Raw genomic sequence first — 26,268 nt, forward strand, 5'->3', positions numbered from 1 at the left:
GGTGGCGGCATCCATGCCGCCACACGGTCCCGCAATCGGCGAGGACACCACGCCAGACAGTTGGTTGGTGGTTTTGTCGAAGAGCAAAGGTCACCGCGCAGCCAGCTTGCGAGTCGCTGTTGAGATCCATGCGGACCGACCATCTCCACTGGTCCTTGCCCGCCTACCGTCGCGGGACCCTTGGCGGCATGGATGCCGCCAAGGAGCTACATGGATGTACTTGCAGCGTGTCCTGCGATGGTGGGCGGGCAAGGGCCCTGCAGCAAAGGCCCAGATGATCCGCTCTGCGCCTGACCTGTCCGTAGCGAGCAATCAGGTTGAGACAACGGAATGTGCGTATCGCGAGCGCTTGGCGATCTTCAAGTCTGGTCAAGGGCCCCTGCAGCAAAGGCGCAGATCATCCGCTCTGCGCCTGACCTCTCCGTACCAAGCCATCAGATCGAGACGCCTGCACTGTGCGTCTCGCGAACACCTGGCTGTTTTCACGTCTGGTAGCGGGCGGTGCCCTTGCCGCCCGCAGATTGGTGAGCGGCTGCTACTTGCGCGCCGCCTCGCTGGCGTCGCGGGTAGCGCGGAACTCCGAATCGCTGCTCCAGTTCGGCCATTGACGTGAATCGGCCAGCTGCTGGCCCAGCGTGTACAGCACGCCCAGATCGCGCGCGGCACCGGCGAAGGTCCAGTCCGGCTTCCACTCGTCGCCCTGCTGGTGATAGCGCTTGGCGGTGTAGTCGTCCGATGCGGCCTTGCCTGCCGCCACGCCGCCTACTTCCCAATCCTGCCCGGCCGCATACGACAGCGCCGGCACGCCGCGCTTGGCAAACGAGAAGTGGTCGGACCGGAAGAAATACCCGGCCTGCGGCTTGGGATCGGGGGTATAACGCAGCTTGGATTGCGCGGCCACGTTCTTGAGCTGGTCCAGCAGCTCGAGCTTAGCGGTGCCATAGATGCCGAAATCGCGCGAGGGCACGAACGGGTTCATGCCGTCCATGTTGATCACCGCCACGGTGGTGTCCAGCGGGTACAGCGGCTTGGAGGCGTAGAACTCCGAACCCAGCAGCCCCTTTTCTTCGGCGGTGACGGCCAGGAACACGACCGAGCGCTCGGGCTTTGGTCCGGTGGCGAAGCCGCGTGCCAGTTCCAGCAGCGCGGCAGTGCCGCTGGCGTTGTCCAAGGCACCGTTGAAGATGGTGTCGCCGCGTGCGTCCGGCTTGCCCACGCCGATGTGGTCCCAGTGCGCGCTGTAGATCAGGGTTTCGTTCGGGCGCTTGCTGCCTTCCAGGCGCGCCACCACATTGTGCGAGGTGATCACGTCGGACTTGACCTGGTAGCTGGCGCTCAGGCGCTGGCCCTTCAGCTCGACTGGCTTGAAATCGCGCGTCTGCGCCTGTTTCTTCAAGGTGTCGAAGTCCAGCCCGGCGTGCTTGAACAGGTCGGCAGCCAGATCGCGCTGGATCCAGCCTTCCAGGGTGGGATGCGCGCTGCGCGGGTTGTCGCGCACTACATCGAACATGGTGTTGGTGTTGGAACTGGCCACCGTGTCCCAGCCATAGGAGGCCGGCGCGGTTTCGTGCACCACCAGCACGCCGAGCGCGCCCTGGCGGGCGCCTTCTTCGTACTTGTAGGTCCAGCGGCCGTAGTAGGTCATGCCGGCGCCATCGAAGGCGCCCTTGCCGGTTTCGAAATCCGGGTCGTTGATCAGCACCACCGCGATCTTGCCCTTCAGGTCCACGCCCTTGAAGTCGTCCCAGTCGCGCTCCGGCGCCTTGACGCCGTAGCCGACGAACACCAGCGGTGCGTTGGCGATGTCGACCTTGGACGAACCATCGAGCGCGGCACGGATGGCGATCTGCTGGCCCTGGGTCAGGGTCTGCGGCTTGCCGGCATTGGCCAGCGCAATGGTCGGCGCACCGACGATATCGGCGCGTCGCAGCGGCACCGCCTGGGTCCATAGGCGCTTGCCGCCGGTGAGATCGCCGCCGGGCTGCAGGCCCGCGTCGGCAAATTGCTTGCTCAGATAGGCGATGGTCTTGTCTTCGCCGGCCGTGGCCGGGCCGCGGCCTTCATAGGCATCGGAGGCCAACTCCTTGACGTCGCGCGAGATGCGCGCGCCATCGAAGGTCGGCGTCGCCGCCATCAGTGCGGTCGAGACCGCCATTGCCAAGAGTCCTACCGCAACTCGCTTCATTGCATACCCCAGATCATCAGACAGCCCTGGAGTGTAGCCAGCCGCGGGTGCAAGCGGATGCATGTGGATGCGTGCGGTGCACTGCACGCTGTCGTGCCGCCGCGTACTGTCGGGGCAGCAGGACTGCCCAACGCGATGCCCCGTGGCGCAGGCCCGGGCGGGGCGCCGCTAGAACAGATCGACGCTGCCGGTGGGTTGGGTGACGTGCTGAAGGTGGCCATTGCCCACCAGGTCGGCGTACACGGCCGCGCGGTTGCGGCCATGCTGCTTGGCCCAGTACAGCGCCTTGTCCGCTTCGTCCAGCGACTGGCTGATCAGGCGGCCCTGGGTCAATTCCACGATGCCGGTGCTGAGCGTGACCTGGCCGACCTGCGGAAACACATGCTCGGCCACGGCCAGACGAAAGCGCTCGAACAGGCTGACCGCGCATTCGCGGTCCACGCCGCGCAGCACGATCACGAACTCCTCGCCGCCAAAGCGGAACAGCAGGTCGTCCTGGCGGAATGTGCGTTGCATCAGCTGCGCGACCAGCAGCAGCACCTCGTCGCCGTACAGATGCCCAAAGGTGTCGTTGACGCGCTTGAAGTGATCGATGTCCACGATACCCAGCCACACGCCCTGCTCCGTCGTGGACTGCGCCCCGGAGAACAGGCGCAGGATCACGTCGTCGAAGGTCTTGCGGTTGCGCAGGCCGGTCAGGGCATCGCGCTGTGCGTCGTCGAGCAGGCTGCGGTAGTTCTGGAAGAAGCGTGCAAAGCCCTGCAGCATGGCCTGCTCGGCGGCGCCAGGCGGGCGGGCACCGCCCACCCGCAGGCAGGTGCGGATGCCGCGTGCTTCCATCATCGGGTACACCAGCAGCGCACGGCCGTCCTGATGCAGCTGCACGGCCTCGCCCGGACCATGCGCATCGGCCAGCTGTGAGCGCATCTGCGCGTCCTTCAGCTCGGCCACCGTCAACGACAGGCGGCCGTCGTCGCGCAGCCGGGTTTCGGCCATGGTGCGGCCGTCCGGCGCGATGCGCAGCAACGACAGCTCCTCGGCCGCACAGACCTCGCGCATGGTGCGCAGCAGGCTCAGGTCCAGCAGATCGGCATCGCGGATGGCCGTCATGTCCACCATCCGCTCCAGCAATGGCGAGTCGCTCATTGCAGCCCCCGCCGATGCGCGGACGCAGGCCGGCCGTGCCGCACGCAGCAGGCCGACGGACAACGGGAATGGCAATGCACAGGCTTCACGACAGCGACCGGCAATCTGGATGCCGGTTCATCGGCGCCCGCCAGGCAAACTTGAGACCGCTCGCCGGCCCTGCTCAGCACCGGGCCAGCCAGCACCGCACGGCACACCAGCCAGTGCGTCGCACGGTGCCCAAGCGGGGAGCCGGCCCGGTGGCTCAGGGCAGTGCGGATTCCAGCGCGTCTTCACCCAGCGCGTGGCGCTGCATCAGCCGCCGGCTGCCGGCATTCAGGCCTTTCACCTGCACCTCCAGGCCGTGATGGCGCAGCCGCTGCACCACCTTGTCCAGCGCCGCCACCGCCGTGATGTCCCAGAAATGCGCACGGCCCACATCGATCACCACCGCACGGCCGGGCACCTCGCGTGCGTCGAAGGCGTCGATGAACACATCGGCCGAGGCGAAGAACACCTGCCCGCGCACGGTGTAGGTACGCACGCCGTCCGCGCCGTCGCTGTGGGCGATCTGCAGCAGGCCAGCCACCTTGAAGGTGAAGAACACCCCGCTCAGTACCACGCCCACCGCCACCCCGGCGGCCAGGTTGTGGGTGATCAAGGTCACCGCCACCGTGGCCAGCATCACCACGCTGGAGGTGCGCGGATGGGTGATCACGGTGCGCAGCGAGCGCCAGTCGAAGGTCTCCGCCGACACCATCACCATGATCGCCACCAAGGCCACCACCGGCACCTGCGACACCCACGGCTTGAGCAGCACCATCAGGATCAGCAGGAACACGCCGGCAAACAAGGTGGAGAGCCGGCCACGGCCGCCGTACTTCACGTTGCCCACGGTCTGGCCGATCATGCCGCAGCCGGCAATGCCGCCGAACAGGCTGGCCGCCGCGTTGGCGATGCCCAGCCCGGTGCATTCGCGGTTCTTGTTGCTGGGCGTATCGGTGAGTTCATCGACCACGCGCGCAGTCATCAGCGATTCGAGCAGGCCCACCATGGCAATGGCCAACGCCGGCAGCGCGATGATGCGCAAGGTCTCCAGCGTCATCGGCACCGCCGGCCATTGCAGCAACGGCAGGGCGTTGGGCAACTTGCCCAGATCGGCCACGGTCTTGAGCGGCAACTGCAGCGCGCTGCCGGCAATGGTGAGCAGCAGGATGCACAGCAGCGGCGAGGGAATCGCCGACAGCCCGGGCACGCGGAGCCGCGGCAGGCCGTAGATGATCGCAAGGCCCACGCCCAGCATCACCCACGTGGTCATGTTGGCGCCGAGCAGATGCGGCAGCTGCGCGGCAAAGATCAGCACCGCCAGCGCGTTGACGAAACCGGTACGCACCGAACTGCTGACAAAGCGCATCAGCACGCCCAGCCGCAGCACGCCGAACAGGACCTGCACCGCGCCGGCCAGCAAGCCGGCGGCCAGCAGATACGGCAGCCCATGCGCGGCCACCAGCGGCGCCGCAACCAGCGCCACCGAGCCGGCGGCAGCAGAAATCATCGCCGGGCGTCCGCCACAGAACGCGATCACGATGCCGATCACGAAGGAGGCAAACAAGCCGACCTGCGGGTCCACCCCCGCCACGAACGCGAACGCGATCACTTCGGGAATCAGCGCAAAGGTGGCGACCGCACCGGCCATGAGTTCGCGCGCAGGTGAGGCGCGCCATTGCGCCAGTTCGGCACGCAAAAGGGACATCGGGGACACTCCGGGGACAGAAAGGACAGCCTGCGGACACGCCGCAGCGGCAATAGTGTGCGGGAAAGCGACCGCGCCCGCAGCCTGCCTGTGACCCGTGCGCCAATGCGCCTTTCTGTGGCTGGGATCACGCCACGCGACGCTGCCGCAGACCAAGATGCCCCCCTCACCGGGCTCGGGTGTCGAGTCCGGTCATCTAGGGAGACCACCATGTCCATCTTCAGGACTGCAAGTACGCTTGCACTCGCCACCGCGCTGGCCGTGGCCGCCGCACCGGCATTCAGCTATTCCATCAGCAACAACAAGATTGTCGACGACAGCGGCAAGGTGGTTCAGCTCAAGGGCGTCAACGTCTTCGGCTTCGAGACCGGTAACCATGTCATGCACGGCCTGTGGGCGCGCAACTGGAAGGACATGATCGTCCAGATGCAGGGCCTGGGCTTCAATGCGGTGCGTCTGCCGTTCTGCCCGGCCACGCTGCGCAGCGGCCAGATGCCCAGCAGCATCGACTACAGCCGCAATGCCGACCTGCAGGGCCTGACCTCGCTGCAGATCCTGGACAAGGTGATCAACGAGTTCAACGCACGCGGCATGTACGTGCTGCTGGACCACCACACCCCCGACTGCGCGGGCATCTCCGAGCTCTGGTACACCGACTCCTACACCGAAGCCCAGTGGCTGGCCGACCTGCGCTTTGTGGCCAACCGCTACAAGAACGTGCCGTACGTGCTCGGCCTGGATCTGAAGAACGAACCCCACGGCGCCGCCACATGGGGCACCGGCAACGCCGCCACCGACTGGAACAAGGCCGCCGAGCGCGGTTCGGCGGCGGTGCTGGCCGTGGCGCCGAAGTGGATCATCGCGGTGGAAGGCATCACCGATAACCCGGTGTGCTCGACCAACGGCGGCATCTTCTGGGGCGGCAACCTGCAACCGCTGGCCTGCACCCCGCTGAACATTCCGGCCAACCGCCTGCTACTGGCGCCGCACGTGTACGGCCCGGACGTGTATGTGCAGTCGTACTTCAACGACAGCAACTTCCCCAACAACATGCCGGCCATCTGGGACCGCCACTTCGGTCAGTTCGCCGGCAAGTACGCCTTGCTGCTGGGCGAGTTCGGCGGCAAGTACGGCGAAGGCGATGCGCGCGACAAGGTGTGGCAGGACGCGCTGGTGAAGTACCTGCGCAGCAAGGGCATCAACGAAGGCTTCTACTGGTCGTGGAACCCCAACAGCGGCGACACCGGCGGCATCCTGCGCGATGACTGGACCACCGTGCGCCAGGACAAGATGACGCTGTTGCGGACGCTGTGGGGAACGGTCAGCACCACCACGCCGACTCCGACTCCGACTCCAACGCCGACCCCCACGCCTACTCCGACGCCGACACCGACACCCAGCGCTGGCTTCAGCACCAAGGTGACCGTGGACAACCAGTGGAACGGTGGCTACTGCAATCGCGTGCAGGTCACCAACACCGGTACCGCCAGCGGCACCTGGGCGATCTCGCTGCCGGTCACCGGCACCGTCAATAACGCCTGGAACGTCACCTGGTTGCAGAGCGGCACCACGCTCAAGGCCAGCGGGGTGGATTTCAACCGCACCCTGGCGGCAGGGGCGACGGCAGAATTCGGTTTCTGCGCGGCAGGTTGATCGACACGCGTTGGGCGTGCAGCTCGCGCCCAACGGCGCAGCGCAGACTGCAACAGTCTGCGCTGCGCGCGATGACGACATGCAGCGCATTTGATCGACGCATGTCGTTGTTGCAACCGGGCTGACTACAGCAGAGATCTGTAGAAACAAAGCAGGAGCGCCCTTGGGCGCTCCTGCAAGGCAGTGACGCAGACTGCCTCCCCAGATTCCGCATCGCGCATCACCTATCAAATGTCTCGTCCAAGCAGGCGCTGCCGCAGATAGTGTTCAACACCTGCGTGCATCAGCCGTTATCCAGGACATAGCGCCGTGCGCGCGTTCTGGATGTCGTTGCCATGCCCGTTGTCTCCCTGTTGCGTCGTCACGTTGCCAATCTCCCGCTCACGCGCAAGTTCGTGCTGTTGTGCACGCTGTTGACGGTGGGCGTGATCCTGCTGGCGATGGCCGCCGCGCGCCTGCAGTACCTGGACCTGATCGAGGCGCGCAAGCTCAGCGTCAGGACCGAGGTGGAGATGGGCCTGACCGTGATGCAGCACTACGCCGACAAGGTCAAAGCCGGCGAACTGAGCCTGGACCAGGCCAAGGAAGCGGCGCGCACCACCTTGGCGGACATGCGCACCAACGATGGCGTGGATTATTTCTTCATCGTCGACCCGCAGATGCGCATCCTGATGCATCCCAAGCGCCCGGTCGGCACCGACATGAGTGACTACAAGAGCGATGCCGGGCAATACGTGTATCGCGACATCAAGACCGCCATCGATAGCGGCGACGGCTTCAGCTATTACGACGCCCCCAAGCCGGGCAAACAAGAACAGCTGCCGAAGATCAGTTACGCCAAGACCTTCCCGGCCTGGAACTGGGTCCTGGTGATGGGCGTCTATGCCGAAGACATTCAAGTGCAGGCCTGGGGATTCACGCGCACCTTGACCTTGATCGGTGGCGCATTGGTGGCGCTGGTGATCGGCCTGTGCTGGTTGATCGCCTCGGCCATGGCCGCGCCGCTGCGTGCCGCCTCGCGCACGGCGGAAGCGATTGCCTCGGGCCGCTTCGACAACGACATCCGCGTTGAATCGCGCGATGAAACCGGCCAGCTGATGCACAGCATGCAACAGATGCAGAACCAGCTGCAGCGCTTCAACGGCGAGATGCAGACCATGATCCGGCTGCAGCAGGGCGAGAACATCGCGCACCGCATTCCGGAGGATTTCCCCGGCGATTACGGCACGCTGGCGCACGGCGTGAACACGGTGGTGTTCGAACACCTGGATGCCATCAACGAAGCGATGGACGTGATGGGCGAGTACGGCCGCGGCGACCTGCGCCGCGACATGCGTCGCCTGCCCGGCCAGCGCGCCGCCCTGCATCAAGCGCTGGATACCGTCAAAGACAATCTGTCCGCCATCAATAGCGATATCGCACGCCTGGCCGATGCGGCCGCGCGCGGCGATTTCTCTGCACGTGGCGATCAATCGCGCTACCAGTTTGCGTTTGCGGAAATGGTGCAGGCGTTGAACCGGCTGATGCAGCAGGCCGACGCGGGGCTGGACGATGTGGGCCGCATCATGGCCGCGATTGCCGATGGCGATCTGTCGCAGCGCGTGGAGTCGCATTACGAGGGCGCGTTTGGGCGTCTGGCCGGTGCGGCCAACCGCACTGCCATTCAATTGACCGGCATCGTGCAGGGCATCCAGCATTCGGCCGAGATGATCAACACCGCCGCCGGCGAGATCGCCAGCGGCAATGCCGACCTCTCCACGCGCACCGAACATCAGGCCGCAAACCTGGAAGAAACCGCCGCCTCGATGGAAGAACTCACTTCCACCGTGCGCCAGAACGCCGACAACGCACGCCAGGCCAATCAGCTGGTCAAGGGCACCGGCGAGGTGGCCGAAAGCGGTGGCCGCGTGGTGCAGGAAGTGGTGAGCACCATGCAGGCGATCACGCAATCGTCGGCGCGCATTTCCGACATCATCGGAGTGATCGATGGCATCGCCTTCCAGACCAATATCCTGGCGTTGAATGCGGCGGTGGAAGCGGCGCGTGCGGGCGAACAAGGCCGCGGCTTTGCCGTGGTGGCCACCGAAGTGCGCGCCCTGGCGCAGCGCTCGGCCGGTGCCGCCAAGGAGATCAAGCAGCTGATTTCCGATTCGGTGGACAAAGTGGCGCAAGGTTCGCACTTGGTGCAACAAGCCGGCAGCACCATGACCGAGGTGGTCAGCTCGGTGAAGCGCGTGACCGACATCATGGCCGAGATCACCGCCGCCAGTACCGAACAAAGCGCCGGCATCGAACAGGTCAGCACCACGGTGATGCAGCTGGACGAAATGACCCAGCAAAACGCCGCGCTGGTGGAAGAAGCCACCGCGGCAGCGCGCAGCATGGAAGACCAGGCGGCGGATCTGACCCGTGCAGTGGCGGTGTTCCGGTTGGCATCGGCACAGCCTGCCTCGACGCAGCGCCACGGCGCCGCTCAGGCAGCATAAAACGGGCGACTGCCATCACCACATCGGCAGACGTACCCTCATCCGCCCTTCGGGCACCTTCTCCCGAGGGGAGAAGGAACAGCGTCCAGCGCGTACCAAAGCCCCTCTCCCGCCGGGAGAGGGGTTGGGGTGAGGGTGCCCGGTAGCCGAGGTGCTTAGACACACAAACGAGATGCGTTGCCAAGCAAGCGGCATGCGCCGACGAACGACCTGCGCACCGATCAGAGAGCGGCGCTCATCGACAGTCGACAATCGAAACGTGGTGATCGCTCGTCAGAAATGGGTGACCGCGATCGCCGCATCGGCTGACGTACCCTCATCCGCCCTTCGGGCACCTTCTCCCGAAGGGAGAAGGAACAGCGTCCAACGCGTGCCAAAGCCCCTCTCCCGCCGGGAGAGGGGTTGGGGTGAGGGTGCCCGGTAGCCGGGAGGCATCAATGCACGCACCAAATGCATTACTAAACGAACGAGATGCATCGACGAACAGGCATGCGTACCGACGGTCGACGGGAATCGGGAATCGGGAATCGGGAATCGGGAATCGACGAGTATTTATCGCTCGTCAAAAACACGGGCGACTGCAATCGCCACATCGCATGACGTACCCTCATCCGCCCTTCGGGCACCTTCTCCCGAGGGGAGAAGGAACAGCGATGCACCGCCAATGACCCGCTTCTTCAACGCATGGCGTCTTCAACGCGTAGCGTCGCGGCCGTTCGTCGCGGTGCCTTTGCAGCGCGCATTTTTTGCCGCATACATCGCTTCGTCCGCGGCGTGCATCAGGCTTGCGGCCTCGGCCTGATCGCCGTGCTGCCACGCCACGCCGATGCTGGGCTGGATCGGCAACCACTGCTCGCCAAACATCGCCCCTGCCGCCGCGGTCTGGCGGATGCGCTCGGCCACGGTCGCGCAGTCCATCTGCGGTGTCTGTAGATTGTCCAGCAGCACCACGAATTCATCGCCGGCCAGACGCGCCACCAGGTAGCGGCCTTCCACCGCGCGCTGCAGACACTGGCCGAACCCCACCAGCACCGCGTCGCCGGCGCGGTGGCCATAGGTATCGTTGATGCGCTTGAAGCCATCCAGATCCAGGAACATCACCGCCACCGCGCGCTGCAGCTGATGCGCCTGCAGCACCGCCGCCTGCAGCGCCTCGGTCCAGGCGTGGCGGTTGGGCAGGCCGGTCAACGCATCGCGGGTGGCGCGTTCGTGCATCAGCCGGTGCAGCGTCTTGTGCGCGGTGACGTCCTGGGCCATCAGGAAGAATCCCTGCGTGCCCGCCGACGTGCCCACCGTTTCCGGTACCAGGGTGATCTCCACATCGCGGGCGCTGCCGCGCACCTGCAGCACATGCTCGAAACTGGCACGTTGGCCGTCGGCCACCTGTGCCAGTGCCGTCCGTGCCGGGCCGCTGAGCGGAGTACCGAGCAGACGGGTGATGGGTGACCCGACCAGGCTGGACGGCTCCACGCCCAGCCAGTCGCGGTGTGCCTGGTTGGCGAACAGGCAGCATTGCTCGGCATCGAACTGGCTGACCAACGCCGGGGTGGCATCGCTGATCGCGCGTAGCCGGGTTTCGCTTTCGGCCAGCCGCTCGGCTGCGACATGGCGCTCGGTGACGTCCTGGATCTGCGAGACGAAATGCACCGGCGCACCGCTGCCGTCGCGCACCAGTGACACCGACAGCTGTGCCCAGATCACCGCCCCGTGCTGGCTGATGTATCGCTTGGCCAGGCTGTAGCTGTCGCGCTTGCCATCGATCAATTCCTGCACCAGCTGCAGATCCAGCTGCAGGTCGTCAGGATGGGTGATTTGCTGGAAGGTGGTGCGCAACAGCTGCTCGCGCGAATAGCCAAGAATGCTGCACAGGGAAGGATTGACGTCGCGCCACGCGCCATCCAGCGAGACGATCGCCATGCCCTGCGGCGCGGTTTCGAAGGCACCGGTGAAACGCTCGGCGGCCAGCTGTGCGGCCGCCTGTGCCTGCAGCTCGGCGGTGACGTCGATGGCCATGGCCAGGTATCCGGCCAGCCCCTGCTGTGCGTCGTGGATGACGTTGAAGCACAGCCGCACGCGGCGCAATTCGCCGTCCTTGCGCACCAGCGTCCAGAGTTCCTCTGCCAGCACATCGCCGGCAGCGGCCGCGGCCAGCTTCACGTACGACGCAGGCGACAGCGCCAGCGTGGCCATGTGGCGGTCCAGCTCGGCCTGCAGGTGGAACTGCGCCGGGCAGCGACCCAGTACCTCCTCGGCGCTGTAGCCCAGCAGTTGCTCGGCACCGGGGTTGAACAACTCGATCCGGCCATGCGGATCGAAGGCGATGATCGCCACGTCCTGCGAGGCATCCACCAGCGCCTGCAGCCGCGCGCGCTCGGCAGACAGGGCTGCCGACGCATCCCTGAGCTGGGTGATGTCGTGCATCACGCACACCGCGCCCAGCGCGGTGCCCTGGTCGCCGACCACCGGGTCCGCGTTGCACAGCACGGTGCGCGCCGTCTGCCCGTTGGCCCGGATCACCAGCTCGGCGTTGCGCACGTGTTCGCCGCGCCAGGCGCGCACCAGCGGAATGGCCTCGGTGGGCAGCAAGCCGCTGCCGTCGGCGGTATACAGGTCGAAGTGCTGCGCCCATTGCGCCGGCGGCAGCACCCGCGGGTCGGTGCCATGCCATTGCCGCGCGGCATGGTTGAACTCGCGCAGCAAGCCGTCGGTGCCGCAGGCCACCACGCCGTCGGGCATGGCTTCCAGCAACATGCTCAGGGTCTGCCGCTGCGCCTGCGCGGCCAGCCGGTCGCGGCGCGCCTCCAGCTGGTTGGCGGCCTGGCGCGCCAGCCGGATCAAGGCCTGCTTCTGCTGCTCATCGAGCACGCGCGATTTGGTACTGAGCGTGCACAAGGTGCCGTAGGCGTAGCCCTCGCGGCCGATCAACGGTACGCCCACGTATGAGCGCACGCCGGGGGCCGCCGTCACCAACGGGTTCTGCGCAAAGCGCGGGTCGGCCTCGGCGTCGGGCACCTCCATCAGTTCGGTGCCCATCACCGTGTGCGAACAGAACGACACACTGCGCGGGGTGCCTTCCAAGTCGGTGCCGCAGCGCGCCTTGAACCACTGGCGGTCGGCGTCCAGCAGCGACACCAGCGCCATCGGCGCCCCGGTGACATGCGCCGCCAGCCAGGCGATGTCGTCGAATTCGGCCTCGGCCTCGGTATCCAGCACGCCCAGTCGACGCACCGCGTCCACGCGCAGGGCGTCGTCGGCGGGAATCGGCACGGGCGGCAACAGGACGGTCATGGCGTGCTTGGCGGGTAGCGTCTGGCGAGGGTAGGTCGCCCGAAGTAACGGCGAAGCGATGGTCAACTTGAGCACGTGCGGCGGCGCCCGCTTAACCGGCAGCCAAAACGCGTGGTCCACGGCCCCGCACACCGGCAGCCAGCTCTGCCTGCGCCGGGCGCCGATCCTGGCTGCATGCCGCCTGCGTTTGCGCATCCGCAGGCGCTGCCGCCGCTCGATTTGGCAGGCATGCAGCCGTCCACCGGGGCCGCGCAGGCCGGCATCGCTTGCCTGCCCCGACGGTGCTGGCGCCTTGCGGCGCGCTCCAGGCCGTCCCGCAGCGCTGGGACACGCGGGAGAGGACTCGCCCCCGTGCACCGGGTCAGATCAGCGGCGCGGCCCCATCGCCGCATCACGCCCGCCGGGCGCAGCGGCCCAGGGTCCGGCCGCCCTCCCGGCAACCGCCACCGCACCCATGCCCAAGTGCATTTGCGGCGCCGCCAAGCAGCCACTACCCTCGGCCGATTGCCCTGTTCTGGAGTGTCACATGCTGCGTCCGCTGTCCCTGTTGATCGCCGGTGTGCTCGGTGTCGCTACCGGTACCGTTGCCCCCGCCGTCGCGGCCGCCCCGGCCAGCCTGTCCAAGAGCGCGGCCAGCAGCGCCATTCCCGACATCGCCTATACCCGCTTCACCCTGCCCAACGGCCTGACCGTGGTGGTGCATGAAGACCACAAGGCGCCGGTGGTGGCGGTGAGCATCTGGTACCACATCGGCTCCGGCGACGAGCCGGCCGGCAAGACCGGCTTTGCGCACCTGTTCGAGCACCTGATGTTCTCCGGCTCGGAAAACAACAAGGGCAGCTTCTTTGCGCCGCTGGAAAAGGTCGGCACCACCGACATGAACGGCACCACCTGGTTCGACCGCACCAACTATTTCGAAACCGTGCCGACCACCGCGCTGGACACCGCGCTGTGGCTGGAATCGGACCGCATGGGCCACCTGCTCGGGGCGATCGGCCAGGAAGAACTCGATACCCAGCGCGGCGTGGTGCAGAACGAAAAGCGCCAGGGCGAAAACCGCCCCTACGGCCGCGTGGACCAGAACATCCTGTCCAACCTGTTCCCGGCCAACCATCCCTACCAGCACGACACCATCGGCTCGATGGAGGATCTGGACGCAGCGTCGCTGGGCGACGTCAAGCAGTGGTTCAACGACAACTACGGCGCTGCCAACACCACCCTGGTGCTGGCCGGCGACATCACCGTGGCGCAGGCGCGCGCCAAGGCCGCGCAGTATTTTGGCGATATCCCGTCCGGCAAGCCGGTGGCGCGTCAGCAGCCCTGGGTGACCCCGCTGCCCGCGCAGAAGCGCGGCGTGCAGCACGACCATGTCTCGCAGCCGCGCATCTACCGCACCTGGGCCGCGCCGCAGCTGGGCACCGACGATGTGATCCAGCTGGACCTGGCCACCACCGTGCTCGGCGGCGGCAAGACCTCGCGGCTGTACCAGCGCCTGGTCTACCAGGACAACCTGGTGGACGACGTCTCCGCCTCGGTGCAGCCGTTCGCGCTGTCCAGCCAGGTGCAGATCCAGGCCGACGTCAAGGACGGTGTGGACCCGGCCAAGGTCGAGGCGATCATCGACGAGGAACTCAAGAAGTTCATCGCGCAAGGCCCGACCACCGACGAACTGCAGCGCGCGCAGGTGGCCTACCGCGCCGGCTTCGTGCGCGGGCTGGAAAAGGTCGGCGGCTTCAGTGGCAAGGCGGTGATCCTGGCCGAAGGCCAGGTCTACCGCGGCGACCCGGGCGCCTACAAGAAAGACCTGCAACGCGGCCAGGCCGCCACCGTGGACAGCGTCAAGCAGGCCGCTGCCACCTGGTTCGGCAAGGGCGACTACCTGCTCACCGTGCTGCCGGCCGGCAAGGACTTCGACCCGGCCGCCGAGGACAAGGCGGTGGTTGCACGCGGCGAAGAAGCCGGCAAGCCGGCGCCGAAGCTGCCGGCTGCGGGCAAGTACAAGACCGTCGCCAGCACGCTCGATCGCAGCAAGGGCGTGCCGCAGACCGATCAATTCCCGGACCTGAGCTTCCCGCAGTTGCAGCGCGGCAAGTTGAAGAACGGCATCGAGGTGATCCTGGCCGAGCGCCACACCATTCCGGTGACCCAGGTGGAGCTGCTGTTCGACGCCGGCTACGCCGCAGACCAGGGCAATAAGCTCGGCACCGCCAGCTTCAGCGCCGCGCTGATGAACGAGAGCACCGCTGCGCTGGATTCGGTGGAAGTGGCGCAGCGCCGCCAGCGGCTGGGCGCCATCACGTCGGTGGGCTGCGATCTGGACAGCTGCAGCGCCTCGCTGGATGCGCTCAACGACCAGTTGCAGCCCTCGCTGCAGCTGTTTTCCGACATCGTGCGCAATCCCGCGTTCAAGGCCGCCGACATCGAGCGCGTGCGCGGCCAGTGGCTGGCCGGCATCGCCCAGGAAAAGACCCAGCCCAACAGCCTGGGCCTGCGCGCGCTGCCGCCGCTGCTGTTCGGCAACCAGCATCCGTACGGCATCCCGCTCACCGGTAGCGGCACCGAGGCGGCGATCAAGAGCCTCAACGCGCAGGACCTGCAGCGGTTCCACAGCCAATGGCTGCGTCCGGACAACCTGCGCATCCTGGTGGCCGGCGACACCACGCTGGCGCAGATCATCCCCCAGCTCGATGCCGCGTTCGGCGACTGGAAGGCCCCGGCGACGGCGTTGCCGAAGAAAAACCTGGCCAACGTCGCCGCACAGCCCAAGCCGCGCGTGTACCTGATCAACCGCCCTGACGCACCGCAGTCGGTGATCCTGGCCGGCTTGCTGGCCCCGTCCACCAAGGCACCGGACAACCTGGCGATCGGTGTTGCCAACGGCGCCTTCGGCGGCACCTTCACCTCGCGCCTGAACATGAACCTGCGCGAGAACAAGCGCTGGGCCTACGGTGCGCGCACCCAGATGGTGGATGCGCAGGGCCAGCGGCCGTACCTGTTCTCGGCACCGGTGCAGACCGACAAGACCGCCGAATCGGCCAACGAGATCTTCAAGGAAGCCACCGCCATCATCGGCGACAAGCCGCTGTCCAACGACGAGATCGAGAAGATCAAGAACCAGCGCATCCGCGCCCTGCCCGGCAGCTTCGAAACCACCGGCGCGGTGCTGGGCGCGATCGAAGGCATCGTGCAGTTCGATCGCCCCGATGACTACGTGCAGACGCTCAAGCCGCGCCTGGAAGCGATCGATCAGCCGGCCGCGCAAAAGGCCATCAAGCAGATCATCAAGCCGGAGGCCATGACCTGGGTGATCGTGGGCGACCTGAAGAAGATCGAAGCCCCCGTCCGTGCGCTCAAGCTGGGCGAGGTGCAGGTGCTGGACGTGGACGGCAAGCCGGTCAAGCGCTGACGGCCTGCCTGCCCTGCCCTGCCCGCTTGCGCCACGCAGGCGGGCAGGCGCACGGCGTTGGCGCGCTGCGCGGCGTGTGGGCGCGGTGGGATGATGGGCTGAGTGCCGCCGGTGCTCAGCGCCGGCCGATCGGCGACGAAGACCAAGACCGTCGATCGATCGACTGATCATCAGCGGCCTGCTTGCATACGTGTTCGCAGGCGCAATCGATGGGTGGGCTCGCCGCCAGGCCGGACTGATCAGGCATCGGGCGCGCGCGTGTCCATCGCTTTATTTCCAGCGGCGGCGACGCTCACGTCGACGCCATGTTATCGGCTAGACCGGTAAGGTTGGCCGCTCTCTTCGACAGGTGCTTGGCTGATCCGATGAACGAAATGCCGACGGCAGATGACGCCTCCCGCCAGCAGGTCCTCGACGGTTACCGCATCGTCGACAGCCTGCCCGAAGCTGCCTACCAGGACATCGTGCAGGTGGCCGCCGCGCTGTGCGAAACGCCGATTGCGCTAATGTCGTTGGTGGACCGCGACCGCCAGTGGTTCAAGGCCCAGCTCGGCCTGGGGCTGCAACAGACCGACCGCAGCCAGGCGGTGTGCGACCACGCCATCCGCGACCCCAGCCACCTGATGGAAGTGCCGGACCTGACCCAGGACCCGCGCTTTCGCGATATTTCCGTGGTCACCGGCGAGACGGGCGCGCGCTTCTACGCGGGCATGCCGTTGGTGACGCCCGAGGGCGTGGCGCTGGGCACCGTGTGTGTGCTCGATACCGAGCCACGCACGCTCAATGAATTGCAACGCACCGGGCTGCAGGCATTGGCGCGCGTCACCATGAATCTGCTCGACGCACGCCAGGAGGCGCTGCAGCAGGAACGTGCCGCCATCCTGCAGCCGGCGGCTGCAGCAGCGACGGCCGCACCCGCCGTGGATACCGAAGGCCCGTACCGGCTGGTGATCCTGGAAGTACAGGAGCTGGCCGCCCTGGCCGAACGCCAGAGCGAGCGGCTGCTTGGCCGCACGCTGCAGCAGCTCGACCAGGCATTTGCCGCGCTGGTGCAGGGGCCGGGCAACAGCATCGACCGGGTCACCGACAGCGCGGAATTCATCGCCGTGCTACGCGGCCCCGATGCCGAACGCACCTTGCAACACCTGCGCGACGTGGCCCACCAGCAGCATGCCCTGGGCCTGACGGTACTGCTCGGCGAAGCCCTGGCCAGCCGCGCCGACGAACCCATCGGGCACGTCTTCCTGCGCGCGGAAATTGAGTTGAGCGCAGAGAAGGATCGTTACCGGCAGCGCCTGGCGTAGGCACTGCGTCGCACCCGTACCCTCACCCCAACCCCTCTCCCGGCGGGAGAGGGGCTTATGCGTGACGAACGCCGCTGAGGCGCGTGCGGTCGCTGAGGCGGCAGGCATGCCCGGGGCAGCGTTGCGGCCGTTGGCATGGGGCACCAACGTAGAGCGGCAGCGCTGCGCATCTGGCGTGGCAGGTACCGGCGCAGACTGCAGCGTGGCGGCAGCTGTCGTGGCACGCGCCGGCAAACTGCAACGTTATGGCAGCCGTCGTGGCGCGCAACGACGTGGCGCCCAGCGTTGCGGCGGCTAGCGTAGCAGGCACCGACTAGCGTGCACCGGCAGCTGGCATTGCCACTGTCACCGACAGACCAAAGCCCCTCTCCCGCCGGGAGAGGGGTTGGGGTGAGGGTACGGCCACCCCGTGCACCCCAACCTCGCGCCGACTGACTGGCTCTCCAATCGCCACGGTCACCAGCCGCCGACGCGTCAACGCGCCACCACCGCGCCACTCACCCCACCGCGCACTGCTTCAATTGCCGGTCCGCGTACCACAGCGCGCGACGTGCCAGGTCGTAGGCGCTGTCGGCCTGGCGCGGCAGCAGCTGCGCGGCCATCACCGGATCGGCGCCGTTGTTCAAAGCATGCTCGGCACGCTCCAGATCGCCCAGGTGCGTACGCACCGGCGATAACAGCGACTTGCGCTTGGAGGCATCGCAACGTGCGCTGCGTTGTTCCAGCGCCGCCAGGGCCTCGCGGATGCGGCGGCTGGCTTCGCCCTTGAGATCCGGCGGTGTCTCATGCGCGATCGGCGCGGCCTTGTACGCATCGCCGGTCGCCTCGCTGCCCATCTCGGCCTGGTTGCCGGCCAGCGCCGGATTGAAGCGCACCTCCGGCGGCGGACGGGCCTTGGCCACCTGCGTCTGCGGCCCGTTGAGCATGTCGTTGAACTTCTTCATACCGCGATTCATTTCCTGCATCGCCACATCGCCCAGCGTGCCATCGCTCTTCCAGTCCTTGGCAAAGCGGGTGTCCTGGTACTGCACCGGGTTGACCCGCTCCATCACGTTGCGCGCCTTGGCCTGCGCGCGCTCGTCGGTCATGCCCGGCGGCGCCGCGCCGCCGGTCTGTGCCATCGGGTCCACCTGCGCCATGCGCAGACGCCCTTCGCGGGTATACAGCTGAGCCGCCATGGCGTCGCTGGCGGGCGCATCGGCGGCGGCCACCTGCCGCTGCGGTGGCGGGGTGCGCGTGGGTGGCGGCGCCGTGCGCGCAGCCGACACTGCCGCAGCGCGCGGTGTGCGCTCGGGTTCCTGCGGCGGTTCCTGCGGTGTGGGGGGCGCCTCTTGCGGCCGTGGCACGAAATACACCTGCAACCTGTCGCCGTGTTGCAGGGTCTGGCGCGGCGCCGGCATGTACAGCAACAGGCAGGCCAGAAAAAACAGGATGGCGCCCGTGCATGCGGCGGCAGCAACATGCGGGACAAGCGCTTCCTTCCTGCGGGTAGTCACAATGCGGGAGACCGGTGAGTGAAAGACGGGAGCGGCACCGCTGACCCTGGTGCACAGCGGGCAAATCTAGCGGGCGCAGCGTTTGCGCGCGTTTGGAATTCGTTGTCCGGCCAGGCCTCCCCAGCCGCCATTCACATTGGGCGCCCCACGGTCTGACCCGTCCTGCGCCCTGGCGCCCTGCGCGGCAGGATTGGCCAGCGCTGCGCACTCGGTCATCGAGGAACACTGCCTGGCTCTACCGTACACACCCGATCGAACGCAGAACGGGCGTCCGGGCCCAGCGCCGATCGCAACGCTTCCCGCGCCGGTTGCTACGTCTGGTCGGCCCGATACAGCCGCTGGCACACCTCGCAGAAAAACGCACGTCGCCCGGCCTTGCCCAGGTGCTTGCGGTACTGCAGCGGCGCACCGTCGCGCGGGCAGCTGGCCTTGGTATGCACCTGGTAATGCTTTTTCAGCACGAAGGCTTTTTTCCAGGTGTAGAAATCAAAACTGTAGTCGCGTGCCTGGGTCACCAGCTCGCCGAGCTTGCGCGCCGGCAGTGCGCCCACTTCGCTCTCCGGATGCACGCGGATGCGGTGCAGCACCTCGTTCTTGATGATGTTGCCCACGCCGGCAAATACCGTCTGATCCAGCAAGGCATCGGCCGCCAGCATGCCGGGCGCGGCGCGCAGCTTGCGACGCGCCTGCGCAGGGTCCCACAGCGGATTCATCACATCGGCGGTCCAGTCGTAGACCTCATCGAGCGGGCGGTCGATGAATTGCACCGAGCAGGCATAGAAGTTCAGGCGCTCGCCCTTGGAGAATTCCAGGCACAGACGCGGCACCGCATTGGGTTTTTCTTCGTTGATGCGGTAGCTGCCGAACAACAGAAAATGGATACGCACGCTGAACTGCGCGCATTCGATCAGAAAGTGCTTGCCCCAGGTGCGTAGCGCCAGCACTTTCTGATGTTCCAGGCGTGCGATGTCCTGCTTGCTGTTTCCGGAAACGTGAAGGATTTTCCGGCCGACAAAGTGAGCCGATTCTTCGCGCAGGATGACGAGTGAGGGACCTTCTGGCATACGCCCAGTATCGAAGCCGCTCGTGAGTCGGCTGTGATCGCTGCGCACACGCGTTGTTGACGGATGCCCCTGCATAGAGTGCTGCCGCCCCTTGCCTCGTCCGCCATGCCTGCTCGTCTCCCCACTGCCGATGCTCGTGTGCGCTGTGGCTGCGCGGGCTGGTCGATTCCTGCTGCCGACCGCGCCGCGTTTGGTGAGGGTGCCAGCGTGCTGCAGCGCTACGCCACGCGCTTTGATGCGGTGGAAATCAACTCCTCGTTCTATCGCCCACACCGCGCCAGTACCTACGCACGCTGGGCAGACAGCGTGCCGGAGGATTTCCGTTTTTCGGTCAAGCTGCCGCGCAGCATCAGTCACGATGCACGCCTGCACGCTGCCGGGCCATTGCTGGACACATTTCTGGCACAGGCCGGCGCGTTGGGCACGCGCCTGGGTTGTCTGCTGTTGCAGCTGCCACCCAGCGCGGCGTTCGACGCCCGCGTGGCAGCGAGGTTTTTTGCGGTGCTGCGGCGGCGCTGGGACGGTGCGGTGGTGTGCGAGCCGCGCCACGCCAGTTGGTTCCTGCCGCAGGCACAGGTGCTACTGGCGCGCCACCGCATCGCACGCTGCGCGGCCGACCCGGCCCCGGTGGCTGCAGCGGCAACACCGAGCGCGAGCGCCGGGCCGCAATACTGGCGGTGGCATGGCAGCCCGCGCATCTATTACAGCGCCTACGACGAGGGGGCGCTGCAGGCACTGGCCAAATCGGTGCGTGCGGCCGGCCAGCCACAGACCGACTGCTGGATCATCTTCGACAACACCGCCGCCGGCCTGGCGGTGCCCAATGCGCTACGCCTGCAGGCACTGCTGGGCATCGACCGCGCGGTGTGATGCGCATCGGCGGTGTCGGGCCTGCCGGGATGTAGCGCGGCCACTGCCTGCACCTGCATAAACTTCCAGCCATGGCGGCCACGGGTGTGCGCGCCCCGTCCCGCTTGCCTGCATCCGCTGCTGCCCGCCCAACGCGCCGCAGGCCGGCACGCGCGCTGTCCGCGACACCCTTGCATTCCGCACCCTGGCGCACTTCTTGCAACGACACCGGCAATCCTGCGCACCGGCGCTACGCTCAAGCTGCCTCGATCCGCGCCGATACGCCAGGATCGGCGCACGTTGCGGCGGCGCGCCGGATCACCTTGCTGAACCCTGTTGTCACCGCGCGAAGTCTGCCGGCACTCCGGCAACCCACGCGGTCCCGCCCGCCACTTCGGTCGTTTACCATGCCCCACGTCACTGCCCGTTCTGGAGATGCCATGAGTTCTGCCGCGCCCCCGTGTTGCACGTCGCTGCTTGGCCTGTCGCTGAGCATGTTCGTCGCGCCGTGCACGCTGACCGCCGCTCCACTGGACACTCCGGTCGTCAATGCGCCGGCCTCCACGCCGCCCACGCCCGACCTGGCCTACCCGGAACTGTTTCAGGCCGTGCAGAGCGGCGAACTGTTCGACGACCAGAAGCATTTCGTCGACTTCCTGCCGCTGCGCGACCCGGCACTGATCAACGCCGATTATCTGGCGCAGCACGACCACCCCGGTTTCGACCTGCGCAAGTTCGTGGATGCCAATTTCGAAGAGTCGCCGCCGGTGCAGACCGACGCGATCCGCCAGGACACCGCGCTGCGCGAGCACATCGACCTGCTGTGGCCCAAGCTGGTGCGCAGCCAGACCCATGTCCCGCCGCACAGCAGCCTGCTGGCGCTGCCGCACCCGTACGTGGTGCCGGGCGGGCGCTTCCGCGAGGTGTACTACTGGGATTCCTACTTCACCATGCTGGGCCTGGTGAAGAGTGGCGAGACCACGCTCAGCCGTCAGATGCTGGACAACTTTGCCTACCTGATCGACACCTACGGGCATATTCCCAACGGCAACCGCACCTACTACCTGAGCCGCTCGCAGCCGCCGTTCTTCTCCTACATGGTGGAGCTGCAGGCCGGCGTGGAAGGCGAGGCGGTGTATCAACGCTACCTGCCGCAGCTGCAGAAGGAGTACGCGTACTGGATGCAGGGCAGCGATGGCCTGAAGCCGGGCAAGGCCGCGCGCCATGTGGTGCGCCTGGCCGACGGCAGCATGCTCAACCGCTACTGGGACGAGCGCGACACCCCGCGCCCGGAAGCCTGGCTGCACGACACCCGCACCGCCGCCGAAGTGACCGACCGCCCCGCTGCCGAGGTCTACCGCGACCTGCGCGCCGGTGCGGAAAGTGGCTGGGACTACACCAGCCGCTGGCTGGCCGATGGCCAGAACCTGCGCACCATCCGCACCACCGCCATCATCCCGATCGACCTCAACAGTCTGCTCTACCACCTGGAACGCACCCTGGCCCAGGCCTGTGCGCAACCGGGCGCAGACTGCATGCGCGACTACGCCGCACTCGCACAGCAGCGCAAGCAGGCCATCGACGCGCATCTGTGGAACAAGGCCGGCTATTACGCCGACTACGACTGGCAGGCGCGCACGCTGAGCGACCAGGTCACCGCCGCGGCGCTGTATCCGCTGTTCGCCGGCCTGGCCTCGGACGATCACGCCAAGCGCACTGCCAGCACCGTGCGCAAAACGCTGCTGCGCCCGGGCGGCCTGGCCACCACCGCAGTGAAGACCGGCCAGCAATGGGACGAACCCAACGGCTGGGCGCCGCTGCAATGGGTGGCCGTGGACGGCCTGCGTCGCTATGGCGAAGACGCGCTGGCCCGCACCATCGGCGAACGCTTCCTCGCCCAGGTACAGGCGCTGTTCGCACGCGAACACAAACTGGTCGAAAAATACGGCCTGGAAGCCAACGCAGCCGGCGGCGGCGGTGGCGAATACGCCCTGCAGGATGGCTTCGGCTGGACCAACGGCGTCACCTTGATGCTGTTGAATCTGTATCCGGACACCGCGACCAAGCCGGCGCCTGTCAAACGCGTGCGCAAGCCCGAAGCGGCCACGCGCTGAGTGTGCACCAGCGCTGCCGGGTACTGCCCGTCAGCGCTGGCGGCATCGGGGTTCTGGCAATCGGCAACACCGGCGGATCGCTACACCATGCATTGCCTGATTGCTGCGCCATTGCAGGGCGCAGCAGCGCGTTCGATTGACTACTGCTACTGCACCACCGGCCATGCACTGCTGTCGTATCCCAGCCGGTTGATGCCCAGGCGCGCGTCGCCGCGGTCGTCGTAGTAGTGGTAGACCAGGATGTCGCCGTCGCCATCGCGAAACACCGATTGCCCGCCCGGCCCATGCATGCTGCCCAAGCCGGACTGGATCACCGTGCCGCCGCCGTTGCGCATGTCCACACCGGCGCGATCCAGATACGGCCCGGTCACCGAACGCGCACGCCCCACCGCAATCTTGTAGGTGCTGCTGGCGCCCTTGCAGCACGCATCGAACGACACGAACAAGTAGTACCAGCCATTGGCCTGCTGGATGAAAGGCGCCTCCACCGCGCCCGGGTACGGCCGGCTCGCCAGGCTGTAGCGTGCCGTGTTGCTGGACAACTGCTTGCCAGTGCCCGGATCGAGCTGGATTAGCTTGATCCCGGACCAGAACGAGCCGAACGCCAACCACCACTTGCCATTGCCGTCCACTACCAGATTGCCGTCGATGGCGTTGTAGTCGTCGCTACTTTTGGAGGTGTAGACGATGCCTTGGTCCTTCCACGAGCCGGGCTTGCCGGTGCTGCTGCTGGCAAGTGCAATCGCCGAGGTGTTGGTGGCGAATTTGGAGGCGGTGTAATACATCAGATACTTGCCGCCATGGAAGGACACATCCGGCGCCCACAGCTGGTTCTCGGGGTTGTAGCTGCGTACCCAGCTCGGCATGCTGCTGAAGATCGCGCCCGCATTGCTGAACTTGGTCCGGTCGGTACTGGTGACCACGCCGGTAGTGGCATAGATGTAGTAACGCCCATCGCTCAGCTTGAGCATCGACGGATCGTGCACGATGGTGTCGCCGCTCACCACGCCCGGCCCCACGGCCGCTTGCGCGGGTGCGCTGTGCGAGCCGGTTGCAGCGGCGGCCAGGGCCACTAGTGATGCGAACGCGCCGCCACGCAGCGACATGCCGGACCAGCCCTCTTTCACTCGACTGCCACCATTAACGCGCATCGCCTTGCTCCTTGAACACCATCAAGATGTTTTCTGTAGGAGCAATCTAGCTCGGCAGCACTGCCACGAATCCGACGCTGATCTCAGAAGCAAAGCACAGGCGGTTTGGCGCCGTGTTTTTGCGACGCGCCTTCGTCGCGGGCTGTCTAACGCAACCGCAATGCCATCGCGCATGGATCGCACATGCCCGGCTGCTGCATCGGTGATGCATTGCCATGATCGTTGTCCGTTGCACGGCACTGAGGACATCGCGAACGTAGTGGTCCCGCAGCTACCGTGGCATTACTCCAGCACGACATGCAACTTCAGACCAGTCGCCTGGCAGAACCTGAGCTTGAGCACGACAATCCAGCCACGGCCACCAACAGATGCGCCGGCACCGCAGCGCCACACTCAGGGAACCGGCAGCTGGCCCACGGCGCTTCGAAGACACCTGCCTGCCGCGTATCATGCGCACTCTTTCACTCCAGGACGGACCCATGGCCGTACGCACGCTCAACGAATTTCTCGCCCATTCCAAGGAAAAGGACGTCAGCCCCGATCCGTTCGAACTGGAAAACCCGCACCTGCTGGAAGTGCGCCTCAACGGCATGGTGTGGTCCAAGGCCGGCGCCATGGTGGCGCGCACCGGCACCGTCAAGTTCACCCGCGAGGGACTGCTGGAACAGGGCCTGGGCAATCTGCTGAAAAAAGCCGTCAGCGGCGAAGGAATGCAGCTGATGAAGGCCGAAGGCCAGGGCCGGGTGTATCTGGCCGACGTCGGCAAGCTGGTGACGCTGCTGCGCTTGAATGGCGAGGCGATCTTCGTCAACGGCAACGATGTGCTGGCGTTCGAGTCGGGCGTCGAGCACAAGATCACCATGATGCGCAAAGTGGCCGGCATGTTGTCGGGCGGGCTGTTCAACGTGCGCCTGAGCGGCCACGGCATCGTGGCGATCACCTCGCACTACGAGCCGCTGACCCTGCCGGTCACCGCCGCCAGCGGCCCGGTGTTCACCGACCCCAATGCCACCGTGGCGTGGTCGGGCACGCTGACCCCGGAGCTGGTCACCGACGTGTCGATCGGCACGCTGTTCGGCCGCGGCTCGGGCGAAAGCCTGCAGATGCGCTTCGCCGGCGAAGGCTGGGTGGTAGTACAGCCGTACGAAGAAGCCAGTTTTCAGGCCAAGGGCTGATACAGCGCGCCCCGTAGCAATCAGCAAGGCGCATCGCCTGGTCGCACGCTAAGCAGCAGGGGCTTACCGGTAACGCCACGTCGCGCCCGGGTGCGCTCCTACGGGTTTCCGGTAGTTTGGCGCGCGCTGCGCAGCTACCGAATTGCACTGGCTTGGCAGTGCGTGGTCGCGAGTCGTGCACACCAGATGATGCGCTGGCGGCACGTCGTAGGAGCGCACCTGGGCGCGAGGGACTTACCGGTAATGCCACGTCGCGCCCGGGTGCGCTCCTACGGGCTTATGGCTCTGATGCGTTACACCCAGCCGCGTTTGCGAAACCACGCCAGCGGAACCACCATGCTCAGCACGATCACGCCCAGCGCCCAGTAGTAGGCATCGTGCCATTTGAGCTCGGGCATGTAGGCGAAGTTCATGCCCCAGATGCCGACCAGCACCGTCGGCGGAATGCCGACCACCGACGCCACCGCCATCACCTTCATCACGTTGTTCTGGTCCATGTTGATCATGCCCAGCACGCTGTCGAGCAGGAACTCGATGCGGTCGTCCATGTGCTGCTGGAATTCGCTCAAGGTGGTCAGGTCCTTGTGCAGCAAGCCGATGCGTTTGGCCGCATCGTTGCCGAACCAGTCCGGCGCGGTGCCGTCCAGATAGGTGACCAGGCGCAGCAGTCCCTGCCCGGCATTGTGCAGCCCGCCCAGACGCCGCCCCATGCCACCGACCTGATGCAGCATGCGCTCCAGGTCCTTGGTCTTGTGCGGGTTGTCGAACACCTGGCGGGTGGTGTCGGTAACCTCGGCTTCCAGCGATTCCAGCCGGTCTGCCAGCCGCCCCACTAGCTGGTCGAAGATGCGCAGCAGCAGATCGTCGGCGCTATGGCAGGGGTCATGTTGCAGCTGCGCCGCCACTGCATCCAGCGAACCCATGTGCTGCTCGCGCAGGGTCACTAGCATGGTCGGCGACAGCGCAAAGCCCAGCGGCGCGGTCGGGCCGTCGTCGTCCTGAAAGCGCGGCACGTTGAGAAACAGCACCTCGCCCTGGCGCCGCACCCGGCTGGAGAATTCGATCTCGCCGATGGCTGCGCGATCCGGCAGCGCAAACCCCACCGTGTCTGCGGCCTGCGCCAGTTCCTGCGCGCTGGCCTGGCACAGGTCGACCCAGCACCCTTGTGTCTGCTGCGTTGTGGCGATCGGGTGCGTGGTGATCATGCGGTGGGCCGTGG

Annotated in this window: 15 protein-coding genes; 7 read left to right on the forward strand and 8 right to left on the reverse strand. The window is 66.5% G+C overall.

Going from position 1 to position 26,268, the window contains the following annotated elements:
* Window positions 1–535 precede the first annotated feature (535 nt).
* From ABQZ09_RS07640 to ABQZ09_RS07650, 3 genes are all read right to left on the reverse strand, one after another.
* Window positions 536–2,185 carry a M28 family metallopeptidase gene (locus ABQZ09_RS07640; RefSeq protein ID WP_349776553.1) on the reverse strand — a complete coding sequence of 550 codons (1,650 nt, stop codon included), beginning with the start codon at window positions 2,183–2,185 and terminating at the stop codon, window positions 536–538.
* 168 nt (window positions 2,186–2,353) lie between these two features.
* Window positions 2,354–3,331 carry a GGDEF domain-containing protein gene (locus tag ABQZ09_RS07645; RefSeq protein ID WP_228313485.1) on the reverse strand — a complete coding sequence of 326 codons (978 nt, stop codon included), beginning with the start codon at window positions 3,329–3,331 and terminating at the stop codon, window positions 2,354–2,356.
* 244 nt (window positions 3,332–3,575) lie between these two features.
* Window positions 3,576–5,063 (reverse strand): SulP family inorganic anion transporter, encoded by a 1,488-nt coding sequence (locus ABQZ09_RS07650; RefSeq protein WP_039414528.1) that lies wholly within the window; start codon window positions 5,061–5,063, stop codon window positions 3,576–3,578.
* Window positions 5,064–5,273: 210 nt separating this feature from the next.
* Here ABQZ09_RS07650 and ABQZ09_RS07655 point away from each other — a divergent pair, with 210 nt between their 5' ends.
* Together ABQZ09_RS07655 and ABQZ09_RS07660 are read left to right on the forward strand one after the other, a co-directional pair.
* A complete protein-coding gene (locus ABQZ09_RS07655) occupies window positions 5,274–6,716 on the forward strand; it encodes a cellulase family glycosylhydrolase (RefSeq protein WP_349776554.1) in 1,443 nt (480 codons plus the stop codon).
* Window positions 6,717–7,069: 353 nt separating this feature from the next.
* Complete coding sequence (locus ABQZ09_RS07660; RefSeq protein ID WP_349776710.1) at window positions 7,070–9,202, forward strand: methyl-accepting chemotaxis protein; 2,133 nt, start codon at window positions 7,070–7,072, stop codon at window positions 9,200–9,202.
* A gap of 693 nt (window positions 9,203–9,895) precedes the next feature.
* Here the strand turns inward: ABQZ09_RS07660 and ABQZ09_RS07665 are convergent.
* On the reverse strand, window positions 9,896–12,622 hold the full coding sequence (locus ABQZ09_RS07665) for a PAS domain S-box protein (RefSeq protein ID WP_503018783.1): 2,727 nt from the start codon (window positions 12,620–12,622) through the stop codon (window positions 9,896–9,898).
* A gap of 394 nt (window positions 12,623–13,016) precedes the next feature.
* On the opposite strand from ABQZ09_RS07665, the gene ABQZ09_RS07670 reads away from it, so the two are divergent.
* Window positions 13,017–15,896: a M16 family metallopeptidase gene (locus ABQZ09_RS07670; RefSeq protein WP_228313481.1), complete on the forward strand. Its 2,880-nt coding sequence runs from the start codon at window positions 13,017–13,019 to the stop codon at window positions 15,894–15,896.
* A 365-nt stretch (window positions 15,897–16,261) separates the two neighbouring features.
* Entirely contained in the window at window positions 16,262–17,200 is a 939-nt protein-coding gene (locus tag ABQZ09_RS07675) for a GAF domain-containing protein (RefSeq protein WP_503018672.1), read from the forward strand.
* 497 nt (window positions 17,201–17,697) lie between these two features.
* Here the strand turns inward: ABQZ09_RS07675 and ABQZ09_RS07680 are convergent, their stop codons facing one another.
* Window positions 17,698–18,696 (reverse strand): hypothetical protein, encoded by a 999-nt coding sequence (locus ABQZ09_RS07680; RefSeq protein ID WP_349776557.1) that lies wholly within the window; start codon window positions 18,694–18,696, stop codon window positions 17,698–17,700.
* A gap of 311 nt (window positions 18,697–19,007) precedes the next feature.
* Window positions 19,008–19,760, reverse strand: coding sequence for a DNA-formamidopyrimidine glycosylase family protein (locus ABQZ09_RS07685; RefSeq protein WP_039565725.1), 753 nt, complete (start codon window positions 19,758–19,760; stop codon window positions 19,008–19,010).
* Between the two features lie 105 nt (window positions 19,761–19,865).
* On the opposite strand from ABQZ09_RS07685, the gene ABQZ09_RS07690 reads away from it, so the two are divergent.
* Window positions 19,866–20,630: a DUF72 domain-containing protein gene (locus ABQZ09_RS07690; protein ID WP_349776558.1), complete on the forward strand. Its 765-nt coding sequence runs from the start codon at window positions 19,866–19,868 to the stop codon at window positions 20,628–20,630.
* A 419-nt stretch (window positions 20,631–21,049) separates the two neighbouring features.
* Window positions 21,050–22,723: an alpha,alpha-trehalase TreA gene (gene treA / locus ABQZ09_RS07695; RefSeq protein WP_349776559.1), complete on the forward strand. Its 1,674-nt coding sequence runs from the start codon at window positions 21,050–21,052 to the stop codon at window positions 22,721–22,723.
* A gap of 146 nt (window positions 22,724–22,869) precedes the next feature.
* Here treA and ABQZ09_RS07700 read toward each other — a convergent pair whose 3' ends face one another.
* Window positions 22,870–23,874 (reverse strand): arabinan endo-1,5-alpha-L-arabinosidase, encoded by a 1,005-nt coding sequence (locus ABQZ09_RS07700; protein WP_349776560.1) that lies wholly within the window; start codon window positions 23,872–23,874, stop codon window positions 22,870–22,872.
* 479 nt (window positions 23,875–24,353) lie between these two features.
* On the opposite strand from ABQZ09_RS07700, the gene ABQZ09_RS07705 reads away from it, so the two are divergent.
* Complete coding sequence (locus ABQZ09_RS07705; RefSeq protein ID WP_039410723.1) at window positions 24,354–25,049, forward strand: AIM24 family protein; 696 nt, start codon at window positions 24,354–24,356, stop codon at window positions 25,047–25,049.
* 293 nt (window positions 25,050–25,342) lie between these two features.
* On the opposite strand, the gene ABQZ09_RS07710 is transcribed toward ABQZ09_RS07705, so the two are convergent.
* A complete protein-coding gene (locus tag ABQZ09_RS07710; protein WP_184359748.1) occupies window positions 25,343–26,254 on the reverse strand; it encodes a CorA family divalent cation transporter in 912 nt (303 codons plus the stop codon).
* Window positions 26,255–26,268: the final 14 nt, after the last annotated feature.

Origin of the sequence: Xanthomonas sp. WHRI 6106, assembly GCF_040202405.1 — a bacterium.
Classification (GTDB): Bacteria; Pseudomonadota; Gammaproteobacteria; order Xanthomonadales; family Xanthomonadaceae; genus Xanthomonas; species Xanthomonas cannabis.

Coding starts and splice junctions, on each gene's coding strand:
- ABQZ09_RS07640 (WP_349776553.1), bottom strand. CDS start 2,185: ATGAAGCGAGTTGCGGTAGGACTCTTGGCAATGGCGGTCTCGACCGCA.
- treA (WP_349776559.1), top strand. CDS start 21,050: ATGAGTTCTGCCGCGCCCCCGTGTTGCACGTCGCTGCTTGGCCTGTCG.
- ABQZ09_RS07685 (WP_039565725.1), bottom strand. CDS start 19,760: ATGCCAGAAGGTCCCTCACTCGTCATCCTGCGCGAAGAATCGGCTCAC.
- ABQZ09_RS07675 (WP_503018672.1), top strand. CDS start 16,262: ATGAACGAAATGCCGACGGCAGATGACGCCTCCCGCCAGCAGGTCCTC.
- ABQZ09_RS07670 (WP_228313481.1), top strand. CDS start 13,017: ATGCTGCGTCCGCTGTCCCTGTTGATCGCCGGTGTGCTCGGTGTCGCT.
- ABQZ09_RS07655 (WP_349776554.1), top strand. CDS start 5,274: ATGTCCATCTTCAGGACTGCAAGTACGCTTGCACTCGCCACCGCGCTG.
- ABQZ09_RS07690 (WP_349776558.1), top strand. CDS start 19,866: ATGCCTGCTCGTCTCCCCACTGCCGATGCTCGTGTGCGCTGTGGCTGC.
- ABQZ09_RS07710 (WP_184359748.1), bottom strand. CDS start 26,254: ATGATCACCACGCACCCGATCGCCACAACGCAGCAGACACAAGGGTGC.
- ABQZ09_RS07650 (WP_039414528.1), bottom strand. CDS start 5,063: ATGTCCCTTTTGCGTGCCGAACTGGCGCAATGGCGCGCCTCACCTGCG.
- ABQZ09_RS07700 (WP_349776560.1), bottom strand. CDS start 23,874: ATGCGCGTTAATGGTGGCAGTCGAGTGAAAGAGGGCTGGTCCGGCATG.
- ABQZ09_RS07645 (WP_228313485.1), bottom strand. CDS start 3,331: ATGAGCGACTCGCCATTGCTGGAGCGGATGGTGGACATGACGGCCATC.
- ABQZ09_RS07705 (WP_039410723.1), top strand. CDS start 24,354: ATGGCCGTACGCACGCTCAACGAATTTCTCGCCCATTCCAAGGAAAAG.